Below are 11230 nucleotides of genomic sequence, written 5' to 3'. Positions count from 1 at the left end.
ATGTTGTTAGCTTCCCTCATTCACTGTAGTATTGTTTATTAAAACACAAAAACCCAAAAGACGGGCACTTTTTTCAAAGTGTCTATCTTTCGGGTCACAGTTCAATCCGCAGCGTTAGGAGCTCTTTTTCTCATATTATTTAAGCGCGTCATCTATGATGCCCCAAATTTGTGGAGTTTCATAGCCTCTTCTCCAGGATGCGACTCCTGCCAGTCCATACTTCTTGACCAGATCCATTCTCGCTTTTATTGAGACTTCATCCTCAAGCCAAATTCGGTTAAGCTTATTTCCTTCTTTGTACTCAACATAGTTTTGTCCTACATCCGACTTAAAAACAGGCGTCAGCTTTTTATCCTTAATCAGCTTTTGGGGATTTTCCATAAACACTGCTCTGGAGCTCACCTTGACCTTGTCGTCAACTGTTTCCTCCGTCCATATCCTTGTATAGAAAGGAATGGACAAAATGAGCTTGGACGCAGGTATGCGGTCTTCCTTCATCATTCGAGTGAGACTGCTCTCGACCCACGGCAGAGAAGCTACAGAACCCGCGGTTGGGCTGCTGGCCCAATGCTCATCATATGCCATAAGCATCATATAATCCACAGATTCAATTAATGCTTTGCGATCATAGAATAAGGACCAATTTTCATTGGTTGATTTCGGCGTAACATCTATAGATACTACAAGTCCTTGTTCATGCATCAATGGAACCATCTCGCGAACAAACTGCACAAGCTCTTCCTTGTCCTTGACATTTACATTCTCAAAATCGATATTGATGCCCTGAAGCGAATATAATTGGGCAAAGCTCAGAAGCTGCTTGATCATTTTCATACGTTTATCGTAGGTAGCGAGTGCTTCTGTCGTTCTTTTTGGTTCAAAGCCATTGCTGAATAATCCCCAAACCTGGATATTTTGACTATGAGCCCATTTAACGTAAGCGGGATCAGCAATATTTTTCAAATTACCCTGTCCATCTTCAAGATGAAACCAGGTTGGGCTAACCACATTCAAACCAGGCATCGGCACAAATTTAGTAGCATCCGGCGTCTTGGTTACGACTTGCTCCCAAGTCAGGTTTATCTTCCCATTAATTGGCTTGAGTGGGACAAATGGAGGTGGTGTTGGCTGCTCAGGAATGACTTCCTTGCGATGCTCCTGCTGCAAATGGTCCTTCTTAATGTAGCCCTGGTAACCATTCTTTAACTGAACCTTGTACCATTCCTGCTCTTCAGACCAGATCATCACCTCTTCTTGCTGGCCTACATCAACCAGAATCGGGGATTTGATAGTCGGTCCATTGCGCATCGGAATAGTTTTGGTCGGCTTGTCCGTGTACGCCGCCGTCTTTGCCCACTCTATCGAATCGCCTTCTTTAACCAAAATAACCGCCCCTGTGTCCTTAGACTCACGAAGCTCGAAGGAATACAGCTGCTTAAGCGGTTCCATTGGTAAATATAAAGCTCCATTCACTTTCTCAAGCGGGAATTTTAAATTAAAGGGCTTCTCGTTAAGCATGCCTGTCAATTGGCTTGTACGTAAACGGATGACTTTATCCTGTGTAGTAATAATGGTTGATTCGCTTGCTTCCTCGTAAATCATAGTCGGGTCCAACAGCTCCTGCACCGTTGCAAAAGGCAACTTTAACCCTTCCTCTTTACCTTCAGCAGGCTTATCAAGCATTGCTCCCTTATAGAAGACCGGTTTAGAATTTTCATTAAAGGTAGGCGTTTCATGTTCGCTGGACGGGATAAATTGGTTGAAATACAATACAGCTCCAGCACCAAAAATAATAGCTGTAAATGTTAAAAGGAAAGGCCACTTTCTCGATTTCTTTCTTCCAGGCAATTTCGTCGGGTATTCCGGTTCCATCTTTTCACTCCCATGATGATGGTTTTTAGATCATATCATTATACGTTAATTCAAAAGGATAAGTTGCAATAACTCCCTTAAAAGTTGGGCAAGCTCTTCGCTGCGATTCCGACTGGCTTTAGACGAAGCCCTCAAAAGGTCTATGAACAAAACGTGCTTGAGACCTTGATAACAAGGAACTCAAGCACGCTATGGACTCTTTATTAATCGGTTACAGATCCTGTATTTAATGAGTATGACGCACTGTTGCGCAATCAGCACAAAGCCCATACACTTCAACACGATGGCTTTTTACTAAAAAACCTGTTTCAATACCAGCCGTTCTTTCCAAATCATCAAGTGGTTTATAAGTAAAATCAACCAGCTTGCCGCATTCCTCGCACAGCGCATGATAATGATCCGACATGTCGGCATCAAAGCGGCTCGAATGATCGCCATAAGTCATTTCCCTGACAAGATGCACTTCAATGAAAACCTTGAGATTATTATAAACGGTAGCTACACTCATACTTGGAAAACGGGGTGCCAAGGCTTTGTAAATCTCATCTGCAGTAGGATGTGACATCGTTTTTAAAAGATAGGCAAGAATCGCATGTCTTTGTGGAGTCATACGCACGCCTGTCATCTTTAACTTGGTTAATGCTTGCTCCATCCTGGAATCCATGCTGCCCACCGCCTATTAATTCATAAAAAAGGGTTTGATTTATTGTAAGCGGCATTGTTTCCATTTGTCAATCAAGTTAACAGCTCATTTCACAAATCCTCTACAAATCATTCTACAGCTTGGATGGACAAGGAGCCCTTTGTTTCGATACGTATATCATGCTTTCCGCTTCCAATAGTTCCTTCGATCTTATTTTTACGAACTTGGAGCGGCAAATTTGAATGGATTTGGCTATTTTGCCCTTCGCCTTTTATTTTATAGTCTCCGCTTGGCGGCAACTTTAAAGTAACTTTACCACGACTCGTTTCCACATCCCAGTTTCCATTCACAATGCGGCTGGTTACTTCAACGGAGCCATTGGTTGTATGAGCCTTCAGCTCTTGAGGGGCATCGGTGACTATTATGCCTCCGTTCGTTGTCTCGGCTTCTATAGAGCCTGTTACGCCAGCTGTCTTTAATCTTCCGTTAGTAGATGCAATCCGGGCATTTCCTTGATGGTCATCTATCTCAATGGAGCCATTGGTCGTCCCAAGCTGCATATTTCCTTTTGTTTTCGCTGCTTTGATGGCTGCGTTGGTAGACTCCAAATCCAGATTGCCATTAATGGAGGTTACCTGAATTTCACCATTGGTTGTACGAACCTTCAAGTCTTTTTTGAATGTGAGCTGATCTGCTTTAAATTTACCGTTGGACATTTCAAGGTCCATGCTAACTTGTACCTGAGACGGCACCGTAATAACCATATCAATATTTGGTCTTCGGGTCACCCATGGCGGTCCATCACCAAACGCCTTGCCTTCTGTAGTAAGCTTAAGAGTATTGCCATCGAGGCTATTCTTCAACCGGGTTTGGTCGGCAATAGAAGCCGCCTCTTTCTCGTCACTCAGTGCAACATACACGGTCATATCAATTAGCAGCTGGTCCGAAGTACCCGATTTAACGGTTACACTGCCGTTGCTGTGATTAAGGACAGATATATGATCAACTCCCGCAGGGATGGGGATAGAAACAGTCTCTTTCTGAAACTTGCTGCCTTCCCCGCTCATCATTGATCCCCAATGATTGGAAAGATTTATTTGTCCAAACCAACCTCGAATCGTCTCCGTAGACTGCGTACTGCCAATAACAACCGCCGAAATAAGTACTGCAAATACCACGCCGCCAACATCCAGCTTCAGCTGCTTCTCACTTTCTCCATACTTCATATTGAATGCGATGTACTCCAAGCCTAATGTAATAAACAAGACCGGCCACCAGTCAATAAGCAGACTCGTCCAATGAGTTCCGGCATATTGGTCCGTCATCACTGCAGCACCGACAGCTATCAATAATAACGCCGCTGTAAAGCGCCCCGCTTTGCGCATGATCTTTGCGCTCCTTTCTCTCATAGAGGCATTGTATTATTTTTTGGTCGATTCTCTTAAAAACATAACAACGCCGATAACGATCAGAATAATCGCACCAATCGAAGATCCAAGCAGTTCGAAGATACTATTGAGCCACGCCGGCTTACTGCTGACCAGGAATAAAATGATACCGCCTATTACAAGTAAATAACCAAGGCCGCTTCCCTTCGAAAGCTTCTTGAAGGAACGATTTACCGATGAGTCAGCATCATCTATAGGATCCGTATATGACCCACTCCACTGCCCGTTCACTTTATCCGTTTGCTGCAATGCGTCAAATATGTTGTAAAAATAAATGACCGGGATAAACAGCGAGAACAAAACAATCAATGGAATACTTGTACTGGCATTGGTGGCATAAAACACTATCGCAAAAATATTTAAGATCAGCAAAAGCATGATCGTCATCCCACGCTGCATTAAACCTAAATATAGCTGACCGGTACCTGGCACTAGAAAAGAAAGAATTCCTGACACAACTTTGCTTTTGCGAGGCCGAATCCTGAATGGATCGAATGTATTCTGCTGCTTGGAGGAGTTGGAATTCCACCGTTCCATTCGCTCTCGTATAAATGCTTCTTCTTGGTCTTCATCCGTTTGATACGGTTTTTTGTTTGGTTCTTCCATGTAGGATAACCTCCGATCCTGAGCGTAGTTTTATTAGGATAACAATTGTATAGAAATTCGTGTAACGACAGATTCGATAGCAGCAACCCGATTTTGAACGTCTGCTCCCCAACTATCTGCATTAATTGAAATGATTTTCCCAATTATACCAGAATTAATAAATAAATAGGTTGCAGCCACAGCAATAAGCCCATTGACAAGCTCGGAGCGATAGCGCTTTACCGCAGCTGCTCCTGGCTTCTGATTAGCGGGTTGTAATACCGCCCGGTTACCTAAAGCTGCTCTGGATTCGGCATTAATGGACTCCATAATACGGTCCTCAAGCATAGGCGGAGCAGCAAGCAACGGCATTTGATCAAGCAGAAATTCCATTTCGAGAAGGGTATGCAGACGAGTTCGGCAGCTAGTGCATCCATGAATGTGCTTTCCCATTTTATTAAATTCCAGTTCCGAGCACATTCTATTTAGATACCGCTGCAGTTGACGATCGTTCGGATGTAAGTTTTTCATTGTTGCGCACCTCCTGCCATTTTTGTTTAAGCAAGGCCTTGCCACGATATAGACGGGTCTCAATTGTTTTCAAAGGTAGCTGGGTCGCTTCTGCAATTTCATGATACGATAGCTGTTTGAAATGATACAAATACAAAATAAGCCTATATTTATCTGGAAGCTCCGCAAGAAGCCGCTGCACTGTCTCCTGCTCTTCTTTTTGCAATGCCATGGCTTCAGGCTCCTCCTGCCGCTTGCCCATCCATCCCTTTACTTTATCCAAAATAGCCTCGTACGGCTTGCGCCGCTGCGATCGCCGGAAGTCTGTAACCAGGTTAACGGTTAAGCGATACAACCATGTAGTAAATTTGGCATCCCCCCGAAATTGACCTAATGACCTGTACAGTTTAATAAAAATATCCTGAGTCAAATCTTCGGCGGTTTCGCGATGCTCAACCATGCGATAGACGAGCGTATAAATATACTGGCTATGACGCTCTATCAAGAAGCGGTAAGCTTCCTCATCGCCTTGACGGATCTGGTCAACCAGCTGTTCATCCGTCAATTGTTCCATCGTTTCACCGCCTTTATTTTTCATTCTTTTCAGTTAGACGATATCATTCGAAGAAACCCTTCAAATTTGAAGAACATTTTTATGGAATTAGGGAAGGTAGAAGTTTATTTTACCATGGTTGACGTTATTCGTTTAAAGATGTTTTTGACAAAAGAACGGTTGACTTCCATTTCAGCTCCGTTACACTAATATAATGACACAAGGATCCAAATTGCTGCTATAGAAGTAAGACAGATAAGAAATCGGGAGGAACTGTAATGACTGGTCAAACACATAGTGTAACTGAACGAAGAAATACCATACGTAAATTGGCTGCACGCAAGGCTATTGAGCTTCCTTTGCTGCCAAGCGGATTCTGGTTCCATAGCGATATTCGCGATAATTTCTACTATGCTACCCACCTCTTCGCTTCATGCGTTGAGCGGAATGTGGATAAAAATATGAATGAAGAACAGAGAAATACGGCAATGCAATTAGCTGTCGATATGATTGGGAACGTCTTGAAGCTTCAGGTTCAGGATTCAAACCATCCCATGTACGGACATTGGCCGTTAGGACTTGGAGACAATCCAGCGGCAGCCAAAGCGCATCCTTTGCCGGTCGAGCTTATGGGCTGCTTAATTATTTTATTCTACAACAAATACCAACACACATTGCCAATAGGACTGAAAAGCGATTTAAGCCTTGCGATACTTCATATTTATCAAAGTGATGTGTACCGTCACCCGCTGCAGCAAATCCACCATCATGAGGCTAAACATACAGCATTAAAACTGCTTCTAGCCCATCAATTTGATGACAAGGAGCTGTTGGAGCAGGGCTTGAGCTTTCTTGAGCAGCAGCTGCAGCACATTAAGAAATTCGGATTTAAAGAATATGGATGTCTGCCGTGGCACTGGCATTGGATTCAAGCCTTTACATGTGTATGGGAATTGGTGGATAACCCGAATGTTCAGAGGATTGTAAGTGAAATGCTGGACACATTATGGCGCATACGTGCCGATTATTATTTGAAGGGTACTTGGGTAGGCGCCCAATCACGCCAATGGCCGCACGATGGTCCGCTGGACAATAACACCCTGCTTGATTACATTGCTTTCGGAGATTTTCCGGAACCGGTCGCTATTACCCGGCTGGAGGGAGCCTCATTGTTCACTTACGAGGTCGCTGAGGATATTGTACAGAGAGCCGTTAACCGTCAACTGCCACAGGAGGTAAAGCGGACTATCCAATTCGCGGGCGTGGATGGCGCAGTAACGGAAGAGGCACATACCTATGTATATATTACGGAAGATTACGCAGCTGGAGGCGTCTGGGAACGGCGGACCGAGTTTGATAATGAGCAGCAGCGATGGGATATTACACTTCCCTTAACATCTCAAGCACTTAAAGACAATAACCATGTCAACCAAGCGCTGTTCTTTCATCCAGGGGCCAAATATAAAAGCGGAGATGATCGTCACGCAAGTCCTTACGGTGAGGTGTTGTTTCATAAAGATTGTATAATCCAATTGTGGGCGCTTCCTTCGAGTCTGCCCAGCTTAGAAATGAATGAAACATGCCAGGAGCTTGTGGGCTGCTTGCCTAAGGGAGAGTGGCATTTTGAACAGCAAAGCGGGTATGGACGAGTAGGTAATGTATATATGGCGTTTCATTTAATGAACGATTATACGCACATAGAAAAAACAGACCGTATATCTATTGCAAGTCCTTTACAAGACGGGTTAAACGGAGTTGTAATGGAGGTTGTATCTTGTAAAGAGGCGGCTGCTCTTGGTGTAGACAGTCTCGCTGATTGGGCTGAGAGCATGAATAACCAAAGAGCAGCTTATACAATAATCCCTTTCGCAGAGACGAATGGAAAGCTTAACATTGTTTACAAGACTAGAAGGAATGATGTGCTTTCCTTAACCATTGGAACTAGTAATAATGAAAAAATGATTAACGGACTGCCTGTCACTTTTACTGATTATCCGACGGGAGAGCTACCTTCGTAAATATGGTGAGCGTTACCCCCTTTGCGATGTCCATAGTCTGATCAGGCTCATAGCCGTACTTACGGTATAAGTTAACTGCCGGTTCGTTCTTCGTGCCTGTCGATACTTTGATCATCATGCCGGGAATTGCCAGGCTTTCAGCATATTCGAGCAGGCAGCTTGCGATGCCGCGGCGAAAATACGAGGAGTGGACCATCATTCGGCAAATGGTTAATTCCTTGGGTGATTGCTTGACTGAAACGCTGCCGGCCAACCGGTTATCTTCATAATAGCCGAAAAATAATTCCCCGGATTCGCGCAGCGTCTTGGGCGAATCCCATAACGGCGGAATTTCCTTGAAGCCAATGAGCTTGGCTTCAATGCGATAGGACAACTGCTGCAACATAAGCAGGTCCAGCACTTGAGAGTTATCATTCAAATCAATTTGGCGAATCATAGAGGTCCCCCTCATGCGCATTAACTAAAGCTGATTAGCCAAAGTATACAACAGCGTTCTATCACAATCCACTCTCTATTTGAAATTTCTCCCAATACGACCGATATAATAGTTCCTAATTTAATTTTGAGCCAGCCCATAACAAGGAGCCTTCACGCTATTCAGCGGAAGGCTCCTTGTATGATTACTCTGCTGCTATTGATTCAGACAGTCCATAATTAGCTTGTTAACCAAGCCAGGATTGGCTTTGCCTTTAGTCTCTTTCATGACTTGGCCTACCAGGAACCCTACGGCTTTGTCTTTACCGGCTTTGAAGTCAACGACAGATTGCGGGTTATTGGCAACTATTTGCTCAACTACAGCTTTGATCGCTCCTTCATCACTGATTTGTACAAGACCCTGTTCCTCAACGATCGTTAATGGCCCCTTACCGGTTTCAAGCATTGTTTTGAACACGGTTTTGGCAATCTTACTGCTAATAGTGCCTTTTTCGATCAAGCCGATCATTTCACCAAGACCCTTGCCTGTAATCTGAACCTGCTCCAGCTCTTGATTATTGGCATTAAGGAAGCCGAGCAAGTCACCCATAATCCAGTTGGATACAGCTTTGGCATCTTTAGTGTAGTTCAAGCTTTCCTCGAAGAAATCCGCCAGCTTGATCGAAGATGTAATGACTTCGGCGTCATACCCTGGAAGATTGTATTCAGCTACATAACGTTTCTTCCGCGCATCGGGAAGCTCAGGGATGCTCGCTTTAACACGTGCCTTCCACTCATCATCAATGAATAGCCGCACCAGATCCGGGTCCGGGAAATAACGATAATCATGCGCCTCTTCCTTACTGCGCATCATGATCGTCTTGCCTTGGGCTTCATCCCAACGACGCGTTTCCTGTACTACCTTGTCGCCGCTGTCCAATACATCGGCTTGACGCCATTCCTCATACTCCAGTCCCTTCTGCACACCGCGGAAGGAGTTCATGTTTTTCAGCTCAGCTCGTGTTCCGAATTCCTTCTGTCCGTAAGGACGGATACTGACGTTGGCATCGCAGCGAAGCGAACCTTCCTCCATCTTCACATCGGATACATCGCAATACTGCATGATCGCTTTCAGCTTCTCCAGGTAAGCGCGGGCTTCCTCCGGAGAGCGCAAATCGGGTTCCGAGACGATTTCGATCAAAGGAGTACCAACACGGTTGTAGTCGGCAAGTGTTGCGTAGCCTCCATCAACATGCGTCAGCTTACCAGCGTCTTCTTCAAGATGCACGCGAGTAACCCCGATACGCTTGGTCTGGCCGTTCACTTCAATCTCTATCCAGCCATGCTCACCAATTGGCTTGTCGTACTGGGAAATTTGATAGGCTTTAGGCGAATCCGGATAAAAATAATTTTTTCGGTCGAACTTGCTATCTGTAGCAACCTGGCAATTAAGCGCCATTGCAGCTTTCATCGCATATTCAACCGCCTGCTTGTTCAGCACTGGCAGTACACCCGGGTGGCCGAGACATACCGGACATGTATGAGTATTAGGCGGTGCTCCGAACTGGGTGGAGCAGCCGCAAAAAATTTTGGATTGGGTGTGCAGTTCAACGTGAACCTCCAGCCCAATGACCGTTTCGTATTTTGTTTCCGTTACCGACATAGGGGATATGCTCCTTTCCAGCTTTTCTAGTCTAATGCAGGGCGCTGCTTATGGAAATCCGTGTTCTGCTCGAACGCATGAGCTACACGTAAAATAGTTGATTCATCAAGAGCCTTGCCAATGATTTGTAAACCAACCGGCAAGCCTTCTGCAAAACCACATGGAATGCTGATTGCCGGAACACCTGCGAGGTTCACAGGAATAGTCATAATATCGTTTAAATACATCGTTAACGGATTATCCACCTGAGAGCCTACTTTGAATGCAGTAGTTGGTGCCGTTGGTCCGATGATAACATCATACTTTTCAAATACATTGTCAAAATCCTGCTTGATCAAGGTGCGCACCTTTTGCGCTTTCAGGTAATACGCATCATAATAGCCCGAGCTTAACGCATAAGTTCCAAGCATAATACGACGCTTCACTTCCGGCCCGAAGCCTTCGCTGCGCGACCTGTGATACAACTCCAAAAGGTTTCTCGGATTTTCTGCACGGACACCGTAACGGACGCCGTCAAAACGGGCCAGGTTGGAGGAAGCCTCCGAGGACGCAAGCAAATAATAGGTGGCAACGGCATATTCGGAATGTGGTAAGGAAACCTCTTCAACCACAGCCCCCAAGCCTTCCAACACTTTGAGCGCAGATTGTACAGCCTCACGGACTTTAGGATCGATACCTTCGCCCATGTATTCTTTAGGCAAAGCAATCCGCAAACCTTTAACATCGCCGCTTAATGCGCTCAGGTAGTCTGGAATGTCCACTTTAGCAGAAGTGGAATCCTTAGGATCATAGCCTGCAATTGCTTGCAGCAAATAAGCGCTGTCCTCAACGTTTTTGGTCAAAGGACCGATCTGGTCCAAAGAGGACGCAAAGGCAACCAATCCAAAGCGCGATACAAGGCCATACGTAGGCTTTAAGCCAACGATGCCGCAGTACGCCGCCGGTTGACGGATGGAGCCGCCAGTGTCAGAGCCAAGTGAGAAGTAAACCTCTCCCGCAGCAACGGCCGCAGCCGAACCGCCGCTTGAGCCGCCAGGAACATGCTCCAAATTCCACGGATTGTATGTAGTATGGAAGCTGGAGTTTTCGTTGGAGCCTCCCATGGCGAACTCGTCCATATTCAATTTACCAATGGAAACGGCTTGTGCTTCCTTCAATTTGGTGACGACAGTAGCATCATAGACCGGGTTAAAATTACGCAGGAATTGACTCGCACATGTAGTAGTAACGCCTTCGGTCACAATGTTGTCCTTGATACCGATAGGCAAGCCGAATAGCAATCCTCTCGAATCATTGGACCCAAGCTGCTCGTCCAATGCTTTCGCTGCCGAGCGGGCGTTTTCTTCGTCGAGCGTCAGGAACGCTTTAACTTTGCCGTCCACCTGCCCGATCCGTCCATAGGATTCATTCACCAAGTCGGAAACCGTTATTTCTTTGGCTTTCAGCCGATTATGTATTTCTTGTAATTTAAGATCAAATAAAGACAAAACAGCATCCTCCCTTCAAATATCGTACATTTCCGTG

General features: G+C 45.2%; 10 protein-coding genes. 1 reads left to right on the top strand and 9 read right to left on the bottom strand.

Annotated elements, in window-relative coordinates:
- Nucleotides 1–135: 135 nt before the first annotated feature.
- From ACFQ0C_RS33635 to ACFQ0C_RS33610, 6 genes are all read right to left on the bottom strand, one after another.
- Nucleotides 136–1872, bottom strand: a complete 1737-nt coding sequence (locus ACFQ0C_RS33635; RefSeq protein ID WP_379373517.1) for a glycosyl hydrolase family 18 protein — start codon at nt 1870–1872, stop codon at nt 136–138.
- 226 nt (nt 1873–2098) lie between these two features.
- Nucleotides 2099–2536: a Fur family transcriptional regulator gene (locus ACFQ0C_RS33630; protein ID WP_258217411.1), complete on the bottom strand. Its 438-nt coding sequence runs from the start codon at nt 2534–2536 to the stop codon at nt 2099–2101.
- A 107-nt stretch (nt 2537–2643) separates the two neighbouring features.
- Nucleotides 2644–3900, bottom strand: coding sequence for a DUF4097 family beta strand repeat-containing protein (locus tag ACFQ0C_RS33625; protein ID WP_379373514.1), 1257 nt, complete (start codon nt 3898–3900; stop codon nt 2644–2646).
- 36 nt (nt 3901–3936) lie between these two features.
- Nucleotides 3937–4569 (bottom strand): hypothetical protein, encoded by a 633-nt coding sequence (locus ACFQ0C_RS33620; protein ID WP_258217409.1) that lies wholly within the window; start codon nt 4567–4569, stop codon nt 3937–3939.
- A 33-nt stretch (nt 4570–4602) separates the two neighbouring features.
- Nucleotides 4603–5079 (bottom strand): anti-sigma factor, encoded by a 477-nt coding sequence (locus ACFQ0C_RS33615; RefSeq protein ID WP_379373512.1) that lies wholly within the window; start codon nt 5077–5079, stop codon nt 4603–4605.
- Nucleotides 5030–5632 carry an RNA polymerase sigma factor gene (locus ACFQ0C_RS33610; protein ID WP_258217407.1) on the bottom strand — a complete coding sequence of 201 codons (603 nt, stop codon included), beginning with the start codon at nt 5630–5632 and terminating at the stop codon, nt 5030–5032. The genes ACFQ0C_RS33615 and ACFQ0C_RS33610 overlap by 50 nt, the downstream gene beginning before the upstream one ends.
- 257 nt (nt 5633–5889) lie before the next feature.
- Here ACFQ0C_RS33610 and ACFQ0C_RS33605 point away from each other — a divergent pair, with 257 nt between their 5' ends.
- The gene (locus ACFQ0C_RS33605; RefSeq protein WP_379373509.1) at nt 5890–7629 is read left to right on the top strand and encodes a hypothetical protein; all 1740 of its coding nucleotides are present in this window, start codon (nt 5890–5892) and stop codon (nt 7627–7629) included.
- On the opposite strand, the gene ACFQ0C_RS33600 is transcribed toward ACFQ0C_RS33605, so the two are convergent.
- The 3 genes from ACFQ0C_RS33600 to gatA all read right to left on the bottom strand — a co-directional run bounded on the left by ACFQ0C_RS33600 (nt 7595) and on the right by gatA (nt 11193).
- Nucleotides 7595–8065 (bottom strand): GNAT family N-acetyltransferase, encoded by a 471-nt coding sequence (locus tag ACFQ0C_RS33600; RefSeq protein ID WP_379373507.1) that lies wholly within the window; start codon nt 8063–8065, stop codon nt 7595–7597. The genes ACFQ0C_RS33605 and ACFQ0C_RS33600 overlap by 35 nt on opposite strands.
- A gap of 195 nt (nt 8066–8260) precedes the next feature.
- Nucleotides 8261–9706: an Asp-tRNA(Asn)/Glu-tRNA(Gln) amidotransferase subunit GatB gene (gene gatB / locus ACFQ0C_RS33595; protein ID WP_379373505.1), complete on the bottom strand. Its 1446-nt coding sequence runs from the start codon at nt 9704–9706 to the stop codon at nt 8261–8263.
- 26 nt (nt 9707–9732) lie between these two features.
- Nucleotides 9733–11193 (bottom strand): Asp-tRNA(Asn)/Glu-tRNA(Gln) amidotransferase subunit GatA, encoded by a 1461-nt coding sequence (gatA, locus tag ACFQ0C_RS33590; RefSeq protein ID WP_379373503.1) that lies wholly within the window; start codon nt 11191–11193, stop codon nt 9733–9735.
- Nucleotides 11194–11230: the final 37 nt, after the last annotated feature.

Origin of the sequence: Paenibacillus sp. GCM10027630 (assembly GCF_042676305.1) — a bacterium.
Classification (GTDB): Bacteria; Bacillota; Bacilli; order Paenibacillales; family NBRC-103111; genus Paenibacillus_S.
Note: the sequence above shows the minus strand (reverse complement) of the source record. Positions and strands in the feature narration are given on the sequence as shown.